Origin of the sequence: Massilia niabensis, assembly GCF_042655085.1 — a bacterium.
GTDB classification, from domain to species: domain Bacteria; phylum Pseudomonadota; class Gammaproteobacteria; order Burkholderiales; family Burkholderiaceae_D; genus Telluria; species Telluria niabensis.
In genome coordinates this window covers 236,971-253,998 of sequence record NZ_JBHSMU010000019.1, presented here as the reverse complement: position 1 = coordinate 253,998, position 17,028 = coordinate 236,971, and the positions used below count along the sequence as shown (strand labels likewise).

Annotated in this window: 12 protein-coding genes; 9 read left to right on the top strand and 3 right to left on the bottom strand. The window is 68.0% G+C overall.

Going from position 1 to position 17,028, the window contains the following annotated elements; genetic code table 11:
- Positions 1-51 precede the first annotated feature (51 nt).
- Both ACFPN5_RS24450 and ACFPN5_RS24445 read left to right on the top strand, forming a co-directional pair.
- Entirely contained in the window at positions 52-402 is a 351-nt protein-coding gene (locus ACFPN5_RS24450) for a thioredoxin family protein (protein ID WP_379786455.1), read from the top strand.
- Complete coding sequence (locus tag ACFPN5_RS24445; protein WP_379786454.1) at positions 399-1,703, top strand: MFS transporter; 1,305 nt, start codon at positions 399-401, stop codon at positions 1,701-1,703. Before ACFPN5_RS24450 ends, ACFPN5_RS24445 begins: the two co-directional genes overlap by 4 nt.
- Before the next feature lie 19 nt (positions 1,704-1,722).
- On the opposite strand, the gene ACFPN5_RS24440 is transcribed toward ACFPN5_RS24445, so the two are convergent.
- On the bottom strand, positions 1,723-3,195 hold the full coding sequence (locus tag ACFPN5_RS24440) for an App1 family protein (protein ID WP_379786453.1): 1,473 nt from the start codon (positions 3,193-3,195) through the stop codon (positions 1,723-1,725).
- A 187-nt stretch (positions 3,196-3,382) separates the two neighbouring features.
- On the opposite strand from ACFPN5_RS24440, the gene ACFPN5_RS24435 reads away from it, so the two are divergent.
- Both ACFPN5_RS24435 and ACFPN5_RS24430 read left to right on the top strand, forming a co-directional pair.
- The gene (locus tag ACFPN5_RS24435) at positions 3,383-4,456 is read left to right on the top strand and encodes an endonuclease/exonuclease/phosphatase family protein (protein WP_379786452.1); all 1,074 of its coding nucleotides are present in this window, start codon (positions 3,383-3,385) and stop codon (positions 4,454-4,456) included.
- 136 nt (positions 4,457-4,592) lie between these two features.
- Positions 4,593-4,814 carry a hypothetical protein gene (locus ACFPN5_RS24430; RefSeq protein WP_379786451.1) on the top strand — a complete coding sequence of 74 codons (222 nt, stop codon included), beginning with the start codon at positions 4,593-4,595 and terminating at the stop codon, positions 4,812-4,814.
- A 30-nt stretch (positions 4,815-4,844) separates the two neighbouring features.
- Here ACFPN5_RS24430 and ACFPN5_RS24425 read toward each other — a convergent pair whose 3' ends face one another.
- Together ACFPN5_RS24425 and ACFPN5_RS24420 are read right to left on the bottom strand one after the other, a co-directional pair.
- On the bottom strand, positions 4,845-5,660 hold the full coding sequence (locus ACFPN5_RS24425) for a DUF481 domain-containing protein (RefSeq protein ID WP_379786450.1): 816 nt from the start codon (positions 5,658-5,660) through the stop codon (positions 4,845-4,847).
- Between the two features lie 176 nt (positions 5,661-5,836).
- Positions 5,837-7,129: an NCS2 family permease gene (locus ACFPN5_RS24420; protein ID WP_379786449.1), complete on the bottom strand. Its 1,293-nt coding sequence runs from the start codon at positions 7,127-7,129 to the stop codon at positions 5,837-5,839.
- Positions 7,130-7,370: 241 nt separating this feature from the next.
- On the opposite strand from ACFPN5_RS24420, the gene ACFPN5_RS24415 reads away from it, so the two are divergent.
- The 5 genes from ACFPN5_RS24415 to ACFPN5_RS24395 all read left to right on the top strand — a co-directional run bounded on the left by ACFPN5_RS24415 (position 7,371) and on the right by ACFPN5_RS24395 (position 16,971).
- Positions 7,371-9,614: a hybrid sensor histidine kinase/response regulator gene (locus ACFPN5_RS24415; protein ID WP_379786448.1), complete on the top strand. Its 2,244-nt coding sequence runs from the start codon at positions 7,371-7,373 to the stop codon at positions 9,612-9,614.
- A gap of 58 nt (positions 9,615-9,672) precedes the next feature.
- Positions 9,673-10,878, top strand: coding sequence for a hypothetical protein (locus ACFPN5_RS24410; RefSeq protein ID WP_379786447.1), 1,206 nt, complete (start codon positions 9,673-9,675; stop codon positions 10,876-10,878).
- A gap of 505 nt (positions 10,879-11,383) precedes the next feature.
- A complete protein-coding gene (locus tag ACFPN5_RS24405) occupies positions 11,384-12,571 on the top strand; it encodes a glycosyltransferase (protein WP_379786446.1) in 1,188 nt (395 codons plus the stop codon).
- A gap of 261 nt (positions 12,572-12,832) precedes the next feature.
- Entirely contained in the window at positions 12,833-16,549 is a 3,717-nt protein-coding gene (locus tag ACFPN5_RS24400; protein WP_379786445.1) for a response regulator, read from the top strand.
- On the top strand, positions 16,546-16,971 hold the full coding sequence (locus ACFPN5_RS24395; RefSeq protein WP_379786444.1) for an NUDIX domain-containing protein: 426 nt from the start codon (positions 16,546-16,548) through the stop codon (positions 16,969-16,971). The genes ACFPN5_RS24400 and ACFPN5_RS24395 overlap by 4 nt, the downstream gene beginning before the upstream one ends.
- The last annotated feature ends 57 nt before the right edge of the window (positions 16,972-17,028 follow it).

The following is a 17,028-nucleotide window of genomic DNA, read 5'->3' as shown; positions in this document are numbered from 1 at the left end:
CTTGTCATATCTACACTGAGCAACACCGAGCACTACTGAGGAGCAAACCGCATGACCTACCAGACCAGCCAGCCCGAACGCAGCGCGATCGACGCGCTGCCGGGCCTCGTTGCCCTCGACTTCGGCACCAACTGGTGCGGCTGGTGCCGCGCCGGCGAACCCGTGATCGAGGCCGCGCTGCAGGACTTTCCGGACGCCCGGCACATCAAGGTCGAAGATGGTCCCGGCCGCCCGCTGGGGCGTTCGTTCCGCATCAAGCTATGGCCGACCGTGGTCTTCCTGAAGGACGGCGTGGAAGTGGCGCGCGTGACGCGGCCCGACAATCCGCACGAGGTGCGCGAAGCGCTGGCGCGCGTCGACGCGGCCGGCACCGACGGCACGGCCGGAGCCGCTGACGCATGACGGCGCCACTCACTGCACCACGCAACCGCGCGCGCACCGTCCTGTTCGCAAGCCTGATCGGCACCACCATCGAATTCTTCGACTTTTATATCTACGCCACCGCGGCGGTGCTGGTGTTCCCGAAACTGTTCTTCCCGGCGTCCGACCCGACCGCGGCGACGCTGCAGTCGTTCGCCACCTTCGCCATTGCCTTCTTTGCGCGGCCGGTCGGCTCGGCCCTGTTCGGCCACTTCGGCGACCGCATCGGCAGGAAAGCCACGCTGGTGGCGGCGCTGCTGACGATGGGCATTTCGACCATCCTGATCGGCATGCTGCCGACCTATGCCTCGATCGGGGCGCTGGCGCCGCTGTTGCTGGCCCTGTGCCGCTTCGGCCAGGGGCTGGGCCTCGGCGGCGAGTGGGGCGGGGCGGTGCTGCTTGCCACCGAGAACGCACCTCCGGGCAAGCGCGCCTGGTACGGCATGTTCCCGCAGCTGGGCGCGCCGATCGGCTTCTTCCTGTCGGGCGGCGTGTTCCTGGTGCTGACGCAAACCCTCGATGACGCCGAGTTCTTCAGCTGGGGCTGGCGCATTCCCTTCCTGTCGAGCGCGCTGCTGGTGGCCGTCGGCCTGTACGTGCGCCTGAAAATCACCGAAACGCCGGACTTCCAGGCGGTGCTGGACAAGGGCGAGCGGGTCAAGGTGCCAGTGGTGACTGTGTTTCGCGAGCATGGCCGCGCGCTCGTGCTGGGCACGCTGCTGGCCACCTCGACGTTTGTCGTGTTCTACCTGATGACGGTGTTCGCGCTGAGCTGGGGCACCACCGCCCTGGGCTATTCGCGCACCGAGTTCCTGATCATGCAGCTGGGCTCGGTGATCTTCTTCGGCCTCCTGATCCCGCCCTCGGCCCTGATCGCCGACCGCTTCGGGCGGCGCGCGGCGATGATTGCGGTTACCGTCGCCATCACCCTGTTCGGCCTCGCCTACGGGCCGCTGTTCGGGTCCGGCAGTTTCTGGCTGGTGGCCCTGTTCATGGTGCTGGGGCTGTCCCTGACCGGCCTCACCTACGGGCCGCTGGGCACGCTGCTGGCCGAGCTGTTCCCGGCCGAGGTGCGTTATACCGGCTCGTCGCTGACCTTCAACCTCGCCGGCATCCTGGGCGCTTCGCTGGCGCCGTATGCCGCGACCGAACTGGCGAAGAACTACGGACTGAATTACGTCGGCTACTACCTGTCGGCGGCCTCGCTGCTCAGCCTCCTTGCGCTGATGCTGATCGGGCGCGGGGCCGGGCGCGAAAGGGAAGCCGCGCAGCCGGCGGCGTGAACGACCAGCCGGCCTGGCCTCAGGCCGGCGACGGCGCGCTGTCGTCTTCCCGCTTGTCCGAGCGCACCAGGCCGAGGCGGTCGACCCGGATCAGGCCTTCGGCCGCCGCGTGCGAGGCGGCGAACACGCTGTCCGGGCACAGGATCAGCTGGGTGCCGGTGCTGCTGACCTCTTCGATAAGGCGGTCGAGCGCGTCGATACGCGCCGGGTCCGGATTGACGTTGCGGATGTAGATCATGCGCACCGAGGTCGGGTGGCGGCGCACGATCTCGGTATAGATTTCCGGGTCCTGCTCGCCGCTGTCGCCGATCAGGACGAACTGCATGTCCGGGTAGAAGCTCATGATCAGTTCGATCTTGTCGAGCTTGTGGTTGTGGTTCGAGGAGAGCAGGTCGCGCACCTTCAGTTCGCGCAGCAGCAGCGGGCCGAGCGGGATGCTCTGGACGCGCAGGAAGTCGACCAGCGGCCCGAACAGGTGCCAGGGGCTGCTCGACACATAGAACAGCGGATTGTCTTCGTTGCTGCCGGCGCCTTCGTTCAGGGCCCGGTAAAAGGCGGCAACGCCCTTGAAGGGTTTGCGCGTGTGGTGGTTGCTGCGCGCGAGCATCAGCGCCATGTTGAATTTGTTGGTGACGTTGGTCCACAGGACCGTGTCGTCGATGTCGCTGATGATGCCGAAGCGCGCCGAGGCATTCGGAATGCTCACCTGCGCCGAGGCCCGCACCGGGGCGCCATCGGGCCCCTGGTGTTCGGGCAGTTCCAGCTCCACCGAGTGCCAGCCGCCGGCCAGCCCTTTGCCCGGGGCCTGCTCGAGCACCATTTCGAACGCAAAATAGCCGCCGGCATCGGTCTCGGTTTCCCAGGTGCGCCCGCCAAAGTGCGCCAGCACCCGCGCGTGCGCAACTTCGTCGGATTCGAGGCGGCGGTAGAGGGCCACCAGGTTGCTCCAGCTACTGTCGTGTTCGCTCTGCTCGCGGTAACTGAATTCGTCCAGCACCCGGCCCTTGACCCAGATGCGCTGCCCGTTGCCAAAGCCGTGATAGGGCAGGACCATCAGGTTGCGCCCGACGCCCTCGGCGCGCAGACGGCGCAGGGCCCCGCTTGCAAACTGGCCGGCGGTCCGCGCCAGGCGCCGGTGCAGGGCGGGCGCGCCTTCCGCCACGGCCGGCCCGGGCTCGAGCCGGGCGGCTTCCGACCGGGCGGTGTCCGCTTGCGGCACGGTCGCCCCGTGCTCGACCCACAGCCCCTCGCGCTCGCGCCCGGTCGCACGCGCGGCTTCCTCCACGTCCCCCGGCACCTGCGGATCGAAAGCGCGCGGCAGGATGTGGACGGCGACGTCGCGTTCGCGCAAGGGGCCGATGTCGGCGCCCTGTGCCACCCCGGGGTTGAGGTAAAGCACCGCGCCGCCATCGCCGATGCGGGCGACGACGTCATCGAACCCGCTGCGGGAAAAGACAAGGAAAGGCATGGCGCCGGGAAGCGTGGTGGGCATGGCTGGCAGGCGGGAATGGTCGCGTTGTTGATGGAATGTCCAGTATCGCGCAAGCAGGCGCGTGAGGGCCGCACGGGAGAGCGCTAGCGCACAGACTGGTTCCTCACGACAATGGCATACTGCTGATATTGTCGTTTTGTGAAGATATTGAACATTCCTTAGGGCCTATCCCATCATGCAATTTGCAGTGATTTCAACGCTCGTTGCCCTCCTCGTGGTGGCGACCCTGCTGCCCTTGTCGAAACACACGGAATGGTGGGTCCGTGACCTCGACTTCCCGCGCCTCCAGATCGCCGTTCTGGCGCTGCTTGTGCTGATCGCCGAGCCCTTCCTGCTCGACCTGAGCGACCTTACCTCGGATGTGCTCGTTGCCCTGACGGCGGCCTGCCTGCTGTACCAGGCCTGGTGGATTTTTCCTTACCTGCGGATCTACCCGAACGAGGTGAAGTCGGCCGTCATCAGCGAGGCCACCGAGCGCATCCGTATCCTGACGGCCAACGTTCTGACACCGAACAAGAATATCGATGGGCTGATCGCCCTGATCCGTGAGCACCGTCCTGACGTGTTCGTGACGCTGGAAACCGACGCCCGCTGGCAGGAGCGGCTCGATACGCTCGAGGAGGAGTACCAGTACTCGATGAAGTGCCCGCTCGACAACCTGTACGGCATGCATGTCTACTCGCGCCTGCCGCTGGAAGACAGCGCGATCCAGTTCCTGGTCGAGGATGACATCCCCTCGATGCATGCGCTGGTGGTACTGCCGTCCGGGCGCAAGGTGAGGATGCATTTCCTGCACCCTGCGCCGCCGAGCCCGACCGAGCACGACGAGTCGACCGAGCGCGACGCCGAGCTGCTGGTGGTGGCAAAAAGCGTGTCGGGCCTGGACACCCCGGTGATCGTCGCGGGCGACCTGAACGACGTGGCGTGGTCGAGGACGACCCGGCTGTTCCGCAAGATCAGCGGCCTGCTCGACCCGCGCGTGGGGCGCGGTATGTTCAACACCTTCCACGCCGATTACTGGTTCCTGCGCTGGCCGCTCGACCACCTGTTCCACAGCCGCCATTTCACGCTCTCCTTCATCCGCAGGCTGCCCTCATTCGGTTCCGATCACTTCCCGGTGCTGGTGGAACTGGTCTACGACCGCGTGCGCGGCGCCGAGCAGGAGGGGCTGGTGGCGGACGAGGACGACCATGCGCTCGCCGACGAAAAGATCGCGGCCGAACCGGTGACGGTGGACGACGTGCACGAGCCGCAGGCCTGAGCCGCGGCGGAGAAGGGCGCAGCGGGGCGGTCCGGGCAAGCGCGGCGCCGCAAGTTTTATCGCGGCAAGCGCGCGCCACGGACTGGCGCGTTTGATAGCATGTCTGGCCTCCAAAACAGGTGTAGCGAGGCCAGTCTTGTCAGAAAATTACCATGCCGATCCACGCGCCGACGCGCACATGGCCGCGCGCGTCGACCGCGCATTGAAGATCCTCGAAACCGATGGGATGCACGCGGCATTCGCCTTCATGCAGCTTGCCGGGGTGCCGCGCGGCGTGGCGCGGCGCGTGCTGTGCGGGGCGAACCTGCAGCGGCAGCACGACCGGCGGCGCTTGACGAGGTCAACCCGCGAATCGTGACATTGGCAAGCCCGGACGAAACGACCCGAATCAGAACGAATACACCAGCGTCAGCGAGGTCTGCGTATCCGTGTTCTTCTTGTCCTCGGGCACGTTGGTATCGTTGCGGGCGCTGAAGGCCGCTTTCATCTGCATCGTGTCGTTGATCTTGGTCGACAGGGCCGACTCGGCGATCGAGTGCACGTTGGAGGTGCCGCGCTCGACGCTGACGGTCTGCACGAATGCCGCCGACGGGCTGACCTGCCAGCGGAAGCGGGCGGCGCCACGCACCGTCAGGCCGTTTTCGCTCTCTCCGTTTTCGCGCTGGCCGCTGAAATAACCCGGGCCGACCTCGACGTCGAGCGCCTTGTTGTCCGTGTTGTACAGCTGCGAGCCGTGGCCGACCGCGAACGACGAATAGCGCGTGTAGGCGCCGAACTTGTCATTCACGTGCGAGCCGAGGACGAAAGCGCGGCTGCCCTCGTTCATCAGCTTGTAGGCGGCCTTGGCCGACAGCGCCCAGCGCTCGGCCGAACGCTGGCGATAGCGCTCGCCGTCGTCGTCGACGATTTCGTCTTCCTTGAAGAAGCCGCTGACGATGTATTCGTTGCTCCAGTCGGCCGTTTCGTGGCGGGCGTCGATCTTGCCGCTGAGCGAAGTGCCGGTGGTGTTGCCCGAGGTGCTGATCGCACCGAGCTCGGCCGAGGTGAACCAGGTACCGTCGGGAATGCTCTCGGGGCGCGCGACCGTCAGGGCGTTGTGGATGGTGCCAATTTGCGGCAGGTCGTCCGCCGCGCCACCGCCGGCTGTGGCGGTGCCATGTGCCAGGCCGAGGACGGCCAGCGCGTACAAGAAGGATGATTTCATAAGCATGTATGCGGCCCTGTCAGCTTGGCGCCCGGGGCCGGCCGGTCGTTCGGGAAAGGAGCGCCGGTGCGCGCAACGCGGCGCCAGGGCTCGGCGCTGATTGTATCCCAGAAGCAGCACCAGTGCGGCTCCCGAGCCAACGGAATCTGCATGACCCCGGCTGACCAGGCTACCGCTCAGGTACCAATATAGACGATCTTGAAAATGAACAGCCCGGCAATGATCCAGACCACCGGCTTGACCTCGCGCGCGCGGCCCGTGGTCAGCTTCAGCGCGGCATAGGTGATGAAGCCGAAGGCGATGCCTTCCGCGATCGAATAGGTGAAGGGGATCACCAGCGCCGTGATTGCCGCCGGGATGCTTTCGGTGGTGTCGCCCCATTCGATGTCGCCCAGGTCGCGCAGCATCAGGCAGGCGACGAACAGCAGCGCCGGCGCGGTCGCGTAGGCCGGTACCACGCCGGCCAGCGGCGCGATGAACAGGCAAGCCAGGAACAGCACGGCCACCGCGAGCGCGGTCAGGCCCGTGCGCCCGCCGGCCTGCACGCCGGCCGCGCTCTCGATATAGGCGGTGGTGCTCGAGGTGCCGAGCACGGCGCCGGCGACGATCGCGCCGCTGTCGGCCAGCAGCGCCTTGTTCAGCCGTTCCATCTTGCCTTCGACCAGCAGGCCCGCGCGGCTGGCAACGCCCATCAGGGTGCCGGTCGCGTCGAACAGCTCGACCAGGAAGAACACCAGCACCACGTTGAGGATGCCGACCGAGAGCGCGCCCGGGATGTCCAGCTTGAAGAGGGTGGCGTCGATCGGCGGCGGCAGCGAAAACACGCCCTTGAAGGTATTCCCGCCGAAGAAGAAGCTCAGCACGGTGACGGCGACGATGCCGATCAGGATCGCGCCGCGCACCTTCAGGCGGTCGAGGGTGACGATCAGCAGGAAGCCGACGATGGCCATGATCGCCGGCGGCGCGTGCAGGTCGCCGGCCTTGACCAGGGTCGGTTCGCTGCCGACCACGATCCCGGCATTCTTCAGCGCGATCAGCGCCAGGAACATCCCCAGGCCGACGGTGATGGCCACCCGCAGCGAATGCGGGATGCCGTTCACGATCATGCCGCGCAGCCCGAACACCGAGACCAGGATGAACAGGCAGCCGGAGATGAACACGGCGCCCAGCGCGGCCGGCCAGGCCACGCCCATGCCGAGCACGACGGCATAGGCGAAATAGGCGTTCAATCCCATGCCCGGCGCCATGCCGATCGGGTAGTTCGCGTACAGGCCCATGACGGCGCTGCCCAGGGCCGCCACCAGGCAGGTCGCCACGAACACGGCCTCCTTCGGCATGCCCGCGTCGCCCAGGATCGACGGGTTGACGAAAATGATGTAGGCCATCGTCAGGAAGGTGGTCAGGCCGGCGAGCAGCTCGGTGCGCACGTCCGTGCCGCTTTCCTTAAGCTTGAAGTAATTGTCGAGCATCGTTGGCGGGTCTCCAGTTGCAGCAGGGGCGCACCAGGGCGCAGTTTCAAGGGCCCAAGCATACCACTGCACAGCTCCCGCACCCGTGCAATGTTGGCGGAAACGCCAGTGCGGCAGGATTTGGAACGGCGCTCGAACATCCGTTACCAATTTTCCACTCTTTTCTTGCTTTAACTTGTGGTATTGGTATCATCGAACTTGCTGGCCGTCATGTCGAGGGCCGTCAACCGTCGAGCTCGCGATGCAAATCCGTGCCTACCTGTACCTGATGGCGGCCGCAATCCTGGTGCCGGTGATCCTGTTCGCAGGCTTCGTCCTGAGCCTGCTGGACGAGGCCGGAACCGAGACCGCGCTGGCGCGCGTGGCGCTGACCTCGCAGCAGCTCGCACTGCTGGTGGACGACGATCTGTCCGATGCGGGCGCCGCGTTGCGCGTGCTGGCCGCTTCGCCGACACTGGCGCGCGGCGACCTCAAGGCTTTTTACGAAGAAGCCAGGCGCGCACCGCTCGGCCCGGCAAGCTGGACCGTGCTGCTGGACGAGCAGGGCGCCGTGCTGGTCAACACCCTGGCGGCGCCCGGCACCCCCTTGCCGGTGGGGCCGCGCCCCGCCTATCTTGACGAACTGTTTGCGAACGGCCGCCCGATCGTGCGCGACGTCATGCCGGGGCGCTACAGCGGGCGCCTGATCACGGCGGTCACCGTGCCGGTCCAGGCCGGGGGACGGCGCTACGCGCTGTCGATCACCTTCAGCACCGACCATTTCCGCACACTCCTGGCCGACGCCAGGCTGCCCGCCGACTGGCAGGTCGACATCGTCGACGGTGCCGGGCACCTGGTGGCGTCGAACCTGGGTACGGCCGACCTGGTCGGGCAGGACGCGCCGCCGCAGCTGGTCGCCGCCGCACGCGGCGAGAAGACCGGCGTGCTGGACCTGCCGCTGCGTCATGGCGGGTCCTCGAAGACGGTCTTCCACAAGGTGGCCGGTTCCGACTGGGTGGTCGCGGTGGGCGTGCCGCCGGGGTTCCTCGCCACCCGCACCGGCGACGCCAAGCGCATGGCGGCGCTGGCCCTGGTGGCGGCGCTGGCCTGCGCCTGTGCGCTGGCCAGCTGGCTGGCACGCGCCTACGGCCGCTCGATGGGGCGCGCGATCGATGCCGCCGGCATGCTCGGGCGCGGCAAAACGCCGCCCAAGCTGCGCTCGCGCATCGTCGAGATCGACCGCCTGCTGGCGGCCCTGCGCCAGGCGGGCGCCGAGCTGCGCCGCGCCCAGGTGTTTCGCGACAGCGCCGGCCACGAGCGCCAGTCCCAGCTCGAGCGCGAAACCCATGCGCGCCAGACGGCCGAAGAGGAAAACCGCGCGAAGGACCAGTTCCTCGCCATGCTCGGCCATGAGCTGCGCAACCCGCTGGCGCCAATCGTCACCGCAGCCCAGCTGCTCAAGATGCCCGATGTCGACGGCCACCGCGCGCGCTATGCCGGCGACGTGATCAGCCGCCAGGTCGAGCACATGAATCGCCTGCTGGGCGACATGCTCGATGTGTCGCGCGTGACGCGCGGCCTGGTGACTCTGAACCTGGAAGACGTCGACCTGCGCGACGCCGTCGAACGCGCCGTCGAACAGACCCGCCCGCTGCTCGAAGAGCGCCAGCACCGGCTGGAACTGCGCCTGCCCGGGCAGCCCGTCACCGTGCGCGGCGACCAGACCCGCCTGACCCAGGTGGTGGCCAATCTTCTGACCAACTCCGCCAAGTACACCCCGGTGCACGGCAACATCCAGCTTTCGCTGGCCTGCGCCGCCGACGAGGCCACCCTTTCCGTGGCCGACGACGGCGAAGGCATCACGCCCGAGCTGCTGCCGCGCGTGTTCGACCTGTTCTCGCAGGGCGAGAGGAAGGCTGACCGCGCCCAGGGGGGGCTCGGTCTCGGATTGGCGCTGGTGCGCAGCATGGTGCAGCTGCACGGCGGCACGATCGACGCCAGCAGCCCGGGGCGGGGCGGCGGCAGCATCTTCACGGTGCGCCTGCCGCTCAAGCAAGAGTTGGCGGCGCTGGCGCAGCCTACCGCCCCGCGCCGTGCCCGCGACGCGGCCCCGCAGGCGCTGCGCGTGATGCTGGTGGACGACAATATCGACGCCGCGGTCAGCCTGTCGCTGCTGCTCGAAGCAGCTGGCGACCACCTGGTATCGACCTATTACGATGCCGCCAGTGCGCTCGAGTGGGCGGCCTTCGAGCGTCCCGACGTGTTCATCCTCGACATCGGCCTGCCCGACATGAACGGCTACGAGCTGGCCAGGCGCGTGCGCGCGATGCCCCAGTTCGCGTCGACCCTGCTGATCGCGCTGACCGGCTACGGCCAGCTGGCCGACAAGACCCGCGCCCGCGAAGCCGGTTTCGACCTGCATATCGCCAAGCCAGCCGAACCCGAGGAAATCCTGGCCGCGCTGACGCACGTGCACCTGTCCCCCGAGGCGGAACGCGCCAACTGAGGGACCTCTTGGTCCACGATGCGCTACCATGGCGGCTTCACCATCCATCAGAGCCACTATGCCGAAGAACAAGAAGCCCGTGCCGCGCAAGCCGGCAACTGCCGCCGAACCCGACATCGATGCGCTGGCCCAGGCCCTGGCCGACCTCGCGCTCGAAGTTGCCGAGGGCGAGGAAGTCGATCCGGAAGGCGCTGCCGGGCATGAGGAAGAGCTGGTCGTCGCGATTCGCCGCGCCTTGCGCCGCAAGCATGACGAGGTGCTGTACGGCGCCATCGAGCTGGCGCGCTTCACCGATCCCGAAGCCTGCCGCCTGCTGCGCGCCCATGTCGGCGAAGAGGCGGCAACCCTGCACATCCGGCGCGAAGGCGAAGCCGAGATCGAAGTCGACGCCTTCCTGATCCCGCTGTTCGTGCAGAGCACCGGCGGCCTCGTCGCGCAGGAGAATTTCGCCGATGACGAGGCCTATGCGGAGCTGGCGGCGAGTTTCGTCGCCTCTGAACTCGACAGCCCGCGGGCGAAGGTGGCCCTGGTGCGCCACGCCTACGACCTGGCCGAGGTCGACCACATCGGCTACAGCACCCTCCAGGAGCTGCTGCGCGAGGCCGCCGCCACGCTCGGGAGCAAGAAGCCAGCGCCGGCCCCGCTGCTGGAGGCCAGCATCCGCGGCTGGACCGGCGAGCCGGTAGCGCCCGACGAGGCGGCAATGGAGCTGCGCTTCCTGCTCGGCTTTTCTCTCAAGCGCGCGGACGATCCGTTCTATGCGGTGCCGAAGGACGAGATCGGGGCCGACGTGTATTTCGCCGACCGCATGCGCCGCTACCGGGCCTGGACCGAGCGCGTGGCGCCCCTGGTGCGGCGTTGCATGGCGGGCGACCCCGATCGCCTGTCCGTGAACTTCCTGTACCAGGACCTGTTCCATGGCGCGAAAGAGCAGGGCGTGGCGGAACTGGCCATGCTCGGCACCCTGTCCGAGATCAACCGCCTGCTGGCGAGCAAGGAACTGTCCCCGGACGCGGTGCGCGCCGTGGTCGCGCCCCAGGATGCGGGCGAGCATATCGAGCTGCGCGTCAACCTGTATGCGCTCGACGGCGGCCCGCCCTGGGGCGGAGTCGCGAAAGCGACTGACCTGGCAGCCGACATCGGCGCCGAGATCGACGAGCTGTGCGATGCCCTCGGCACGCTCGGTATCGACGACGTCTCCACCGCCGACGGCTTCAGCCTCGACGGCCACCCGGAAGGCGCCCAGCCCTATCCTCCCGCATGATTTGCCGGCAGCGCCGGCCGGTATGATCCGGCTGCATGCGCGGGCCGCATGGGCCGCCCGCACGGCGGCCTTCTTCCTCCCTCGCGCCATACCCGCCATCGTGCGCGTCCCCTCTGTACGTTCAGGCTGACAGCCTTGCGGGCCTGGCCTTACCCCGGGTGGGTACCGAAAACCCGCCCCGGCTGCGAGTCTCAGGCTCGCGCACGGTTGCGTAGCTACCCTGTATAGATGAGTTTTCGTAGTGGATTTTCTTGTATCTGCGTAGGATTCAGCCTACAAAGATTGCCTGGTGACACCGGGCTCTCCTATGAGGAAATCCTGAACATTGCCGCAAACATCGTTCCAAGTCTAAATGTTGCAATGCATAAATGAAAGTAATGCCAAATTTGCATGTTACGATTCGAGGAATCCGGCGTCATGGTTCAGCGTGTTCAAGCGCCGCTGCAGCCCTTCCGTTCCGGAACCAAGATCAACTATAGCGCCACCAAGGCGAGAGGAAATCAACATGCCGACCCTTATCGTGTTTTGCCACCTGCGGTGGGACTTCGTATTCCAGCGCCCCCAGCACCTGATGACGCGCCTGGCCGAACACTACGACATCGTGCTGGTCGAAGAACCGGTGCATACCGAAGGGCAGGCACACCTGCAGAAGACGGCCGTCGCGCCGAACATCACGGTGTGCCGCCCGCATACCCCGATCCATGCAGGCGGCTTCCATGACGACCAGATCCCGACCCTGCAAGGCCTGCTGGCCGACCTGGTGCCCGAAGGCGAGCGCCCGGTCGTCTGGTTCTACACCCCGATGGCGTTGCCGCTGCTGCAGGGCCTGAACCCGTCGATGGTGGTCTACGACTGCATGGACGAACTCGCTGCCTTCAAGAACCCGCCGAAGCAGCTGCTGCAGCGCGAATCGGCCCTGCTCGGCATCGCCGACCTCGTGTTCACCGGCGGCCCGAGCCTGTACGAAGCCAAGAAGGACCGCCACGCGAACGCCCACTGCTTCTCCAGCAGCGTCGACGCCAAGCACTTCCGCCAGGCACTCGACAGCGCCATCTCGCACCCGGACCAGGCCCATATCGCCGGCCCGCGTCTTGGCTTCTACGGCGTGATCGATGAGCGCTTCGACACCGAACTAGTGCGCCGCATGTCGGAAGCCCATCCGGAATGGCAGATCGTGCTGGTCGGCCCTGTCGTCAAGATCGATCCGGCCGAGCTGCCGCGCGGTGCGAACGTCCATTACATGGGCCAGCGCAACTATGACGAACTGCCGAAATTCCTGGCCGGCTGGGATGTCTGCCTGCTGCCATTCGCCATGAACGATTCGACCAAGTTCATCTCGCCGACCAAGGTGCTGGAATACATGGCTGCCGAAAAGCCGAGCGTCAGCACCCCGATCACCGACGTCAAGGTGCCTTACGGCGACGTGGTCGCCATCGCCTCGACCGCGGAAGAGTACATCGCCGCCTGCGAACGCATGCTGGCCCTGGGCGAGCAGGAGAAGGCCGAGATGGTCGAGCGCATGCGCGATATCGTCGCCAACACCTCGTGGGACAAGACCGCGTCCCGCATGCACGAACTGATCAGCACCACCGCGCCGGGCAACAAGGCGCGCGCCGCCGCTGTGCTCGAAGCCGGCAGCGCCGCCCGCGTGGCGCCGGTGACCGCGACGGAAGCGCAGACCAAGGCTGCATAAGCCACTGCTTACGGCGCCCTCGAGCGCCTGTGAAGCGCCCGCCCGGCTCTGGCCCGGCGGGCTTTTTTACGTCTGGTGCTGTAATGTAGGGTGGGCCCGGCACTGGTGGGTTACCAGTACCGGTTGCGGGCAGAACCGTGCGCACAATTGACAATCGGAAGGCCCCGGCATACATTGTTTTATTTACAACCAAATGTGCATGGCGAATCATTGCCAATGCGCGGCTTTACCCAAGCGCGCCTGCTGGCGCCGCGAGAATAGATGAGTCCAGCCGTTCCTGCCCGTATTCTCCTGGTCGACGACCAGCCGGCCAACCTGGCCGTGCTGGAAGCGATCCTGTCCGGCCTGGCCGACAGCCTGGTGGCGGTGGAGTCGGGCGAGGCGGCCTTGCGGGCGCTGCTCGAACACGAGTTCGCCCTCGTGCTGCTGGACGTGCAGATGCCGACGCTGGACGGCTTCGAGACGGCTGAACTGATCCGCCAGCACCCGCGTGCGCGCACGGTGCCGATCATCTTCCTGACCGCCGGCGACGCCGACGGCGCCCCGTTCGAGCGCGCCTGGTCGCTCGGCGCCGCCGACTACATCACCAAGCCCCTGCACGCGCAGTCGCTGCGCGCCAAGGCAGCGGTCTTCGTCGACCTGTTCCGCAAGAACGCGGCACTGATGCAGGGCGAGCAGCCGGAGACGCGGCGCAGCACGCAGCGCAGCACGGAGCAGGAGCGGGAGCGCAGGGAACGCGCGGGGCGCAAGGGCTTCGAGCGTATCCGCCTGATCCTCGACAACCTGCACGACTACGCCGTCATCGGCACTGACGAAGCGCGCCGCATCACTTCGTGGGAAGGGGGTGCGGAGGCGATCACCGGCTGGAGCGCGCTTGAAGCCTGCGGGCAGTCGGCAGACATGATCTTCGTGCCGGAAGACCGCGCCGCCGGACGTCCGGACGAGGAGGCGGCCAGTGCCCGCGAGACCGGCCGCGCCGAAGACCGCCGCTGGCACCTGCGGCGCGACGGCAGCCTCTTCTTCGCCGACGGCGTCATGATCCCGCTGTATGAAGATGGGGCGCCCGGCGAGGGCGCACAGGGCGAGGGCACGCCGGGCGAGGGCTCAGGACGCGGCGTACTGCGCGGCTACGCCAAGATCATGCGCGACGCCACGGCCGAGCATGAGGCGGCCGAGCGCCTGGCCAGCAGCGAACGCGCGCTCGACGCCAGCACCCAGCGCATGCACGACATCTTCTACCAGGCGCCGGCTTTCATGGCCGTGATGCGCGGCCCCGAGCTGGTGTTCGAGATGGCCAACGAACGGTTTGCCACGCTGGTCGGCCAGCGCCCGCTGCTGGGCCTTCCGCTGCATGCGGCCTTGCCCGAGATGGCGGGACAGGGGTTTTTCGAACTGCTGGAGGACGTGTACCGCAGCGGGGAGGCGCACCAGGGCAGCAACGTGCGCCTGCTGCTGCAAACCGATGGCGCCCTTGAAACCTACTACATCGACTTCGTCTACATGGCCCTGCGCGAAGCCGACGGTGCCGTGTCCGGCGTGCTGGTGCATGGCGTCGACGTGACCGAGCGCACGCGCGCCACCCTGCTCACGCTCGGGCAGCGCGGGGCGCTCGAGCTGGCGGTATCGAACGCCCCGCTGGACGACGTGCTTGACCTGCTCGCGCGCACGGCCGAGGAGTATGCCGGCGGCGCGGCGCTGGCCGGCATCCAGCTCGCCGAACCCGGCGCCGGGGCCAGCCGGCGCCTGCGCCACGCCGCCGCGCCCAGCCTGCCGCCGGCCCTGCAGGAGGCGCTCGACGGCCTCGGCATCGCGCCGCTGGGCGCTGCCGGCGGCACGGCCGCCTGGCGTGCCGAGGCGGTCGATTGCCCGGACATCGCCACCGACCCGCTGTGGGAAGCCGCCCGCGGCCCCGCGCTGGAAGCAGGCCTGCATGCCTGCCGCGCGCTGCCGATCCTGGCGCCGAGCGGCGCGGTGCTCGGCGCGTTCACCTGGTATTACCGCGCCGTCCGCGACGAACGCAACCTGGCGGCGATGGCGCTGCTGGCCAATACGGCGTCGCTGGTGATCGGCCAGCGCGAGGAGGCGCTCGCGCGCCGGGCCGCCGAGGAACGCTCGGACGTGATCCTGGAAAGCATGACCGACGGCTTCCTCGCGATGGACAGCGCCTGGCGCATCGGCTATGCCAACGGCGCCGCCGAACGCATTACCGGATTCCAGCGCCACGACCTGATGGATCAGGTATTCTGGGACCTGTTCCCGGAATGGCAGGGAAGCAGCGCGGAACGCGCCTGCCGCCGCTGCGCCCTGGAGCGCGCCGGCGAGCGCCTCGACGCCTTCCTGCCCGCCTGGGGCGGCTGGTACGAGATCAGCTGTTTCCCGACACCCGGCGGCGGCATCGCGCTCTACCTGCGCGATCAGAGCGAGCGGCGCCAGGCCGAGGAGGGGATACGGCGCCTGGCGGCGGTTGCCGAGCAGTCGCCGGACTTCATCGGCATCTTCGGCCCCGAAGGCGCGGGCCTGTACCTGAACCCCGCCGGGCGCGCGATGGGCGGGATCGATCCGGGCGCCCCCATCGGCGACGTGCGCCTGATCGAGTTCTTTGCGCGCGACTGCCGCCCCTTCGTGCGCGCCGAGGTGTTGCCCGCGCTGACCGGGCCGCAGCAGAAATGGGAAGGCGAGCTGCAGTTCGCGCCGCGTTCGGGCAGCGACCCGCTGCCGGTGTATTTCAAGGGCTTCGCCGTGCACGGGGCCGACGGCGCCCACCTGGGCCTGGCCACGATCACGCGCGATTTTACCGAGCAAAAGCGCGCCGAGAACGAGCTGCGCCGGATCGCCGCCGACCTGTCCGAGGCCGACCACCGCAAGAGCGAATTCCTGGCCACCCTGGCCCACGAACTGCGCAACCCGCTGGCGCCGATCCGCACCGGCCTCGACCTCCTGCGCATGGCGCCGGGCGATGCGGCAACCGTGGCGCGCGTGTACGGCATGATGGACCGCCAGCTCGGGCAGCTGATCCACCTGGTCGACGACCTCCTCGACATCGCCCGCATCACGCGCGGCCGCATCGAGCTCAAGAAAGAGCCGGTCGACCTGCGCGCGGCGGTGTCGATGGCAGTCGAAACGAGCAGCGCGCTGGTGGAGGCGGGCGGCCATACCCTCGAGGTCGACCTGCCGGATGCGCCGCTGCCGCTCTTTGCCGACCTGACGCGCCTGGTGCAGGTGCTGGCGAACCTGCTCAACAACGCCGCCAAGTACACGCCCGCCGGCGGCCGGATCCGGGTGTCGAGCTGGCGCGAGGAGGACCAGGCCTTCGTGGCCGTCAGCGACAGCGGCGTCGGCATCGCGCCGGAGGCAATCGGCTCCGTGTTCGACATGTTCACCCAGGTGCGCAGCAGCCTGGACCGGGCGCAGGGCGGCCTCGGGATCGGGCTGTCTCTGGTTCGCCGCCTGGTCGAGCTGCACGGCGGTCGGGTCCAGGCGGCCAGCGCGGGACCCGGGCAGGGCAGCACCTTCACGGTGAGCCTGCCGCTGCGGCGCGGCGATCTGCTAGGCAGGGAGGAAGGGGCCGCAGGCGCCGGGACCGGCCACGCACCCGCGCTGCGGGTGCTGGTGGTGGACGACAACGTCGACGCTGCCGAGAGCCTGGCTGCCCTGTTGAAGGCGCTCGGCCACGAAACCCGCATGGCGCACGATGGCCCGCGCGGCTTGCAGGCCGCGCTCGAGTTCCGGCCCGACCTGGCTTTCCTCGACATCGGCCTGCCCGGCATGAACGGGCACGAACTGGCGCGCGCGCTGCGTTCGAACCCCGAGTTGAAAGCCCTGGTGCTGGTCGCGCTCACCGGCTGGGGCGCGACCAGCGACATGACGCTCTCGCACGGCGCCGGCTTCGACCAGCACCTGACCAAGCCGGTCAGCCTGGAAGGGTTGGCACAGGCGCTGGCGGCCGCCACGCAAGCACACGAATCCGGAGGCGCATGAGTAAATACACCGTTTCCTGCGGCACCCTGGTGCTCGATTCGACCGGCCGGCTGCTGCTGTGCCATGTGACCGGCACCGCGGCCTGGGACATCCCGAAGGGCATGCAGGACCCGGGCGAAACGACCCTCGAGTCGGCCATGCGCGAACTGCGCGAGGAAGCCGGGATCGCCTTTGAACCCGGCCGCTTCCTGGACCTCGGGCAGTTCGACTACCGGCGCGACAAGCGCCTGCACCTGTACCGCGTCGACGCCGGCGACGAGCTGGGCGACCTGTCGCACCTGGCGTGCACCAGTTACTTTCCCCATCACGCGACCGGGCTGCCGACCCTCGAGATGGACGATTTTCGCTGGGCCGGCCGCGACGAGGTGCGCCGGCTGTGCTGGCCGCGCATGGGCGCGCTCCTGCTGACCCTGGACTGGTAGGATCGGCGTGAGCGACAGCTCGTGCGAAGCAGGCGCATCCGCGCGGCGCCAGCTGCG